The sequence below is a fragment of the Christiangramia aquimixticola genome, from assembly GCF_048285835.1.
GTDB lineage: Bacteria > Bacteroidota > Bacteroidia > Flavobacteriales > Flavobacteriaceae > Christiangramia > Christiangramia aquimixticola.
This window is the reverse complement of sequence record NZ_JBLVTL010000018.1, coordinates 1-607: the sequence shown is the minus strand read 5'-3', so window position 1 is coordinate 607 and position 607 is coordinate 1. Positions and strand designations below refer to the sequence as shown.

Here is a 607-nt window from a genome sequence, read left to right as displayed (position 1 = left end):
CCTGAATTTCAGTGGCTTCATTGGCAATGAATGTGCTGTTGCTGATGAAGTTGTTGACAAAAGAGGAGGAGGTAAAAAGGAACCAACTGCGGTCAGAGTCCTGATTTTGGCTTCGGAATCTCACTCGGATTTCATGGGTGTAAGACTGGTCCAAATCAGGATTTCCCGTTCTCAGTTGAAGCGGATTCGAATTGTCAATGACCGGCTGGAGCTGACGGATCTGAGGCTCAGCCGTGCGGGTATCGTAATCTACCTGGATGTTGGTCTGGGGAGAAAATTTGTATTCCATCCTCATGGTTGGGATGATTGCTGAAAATCTCCTGTTGAGCTCAAAAGGCTTAGGGAAATCCTGACTGTTGTCCAACTTGGCGTCTTGGTACTGGACTTCGGTTTGGAATTTGAATTTTTCGGCTGTGTATTGATAGCCCAATTCAAACTCCTGGGTAAGGTAATTGCTCAAAAACACGTTGGTCAAAGTCGTATCCAAAACCATGGATCCACCATCAAAATCTCCCCCTTCGACATTGAATACACGTTGATCGGAGTCATTGGATCGATTTCCGATTTCGTATTCGGCTTCAACTTGTCCTTTTACACCGATTTTTTC

1 protein-coding gene is annotated in these 607 nt (G+C 45.1%); it reads right to left on the bottom strand.

Annotated elements, in window-relative coordinates; translation table 11 throughout:
* Positions 1 to 607: outer membrane beta-barrel protein (locus tag ACNKXV_RS13285; protein WP_417908226.1), on the bottom strand; the 607-nt coding region annotated here is incomplete at both ends.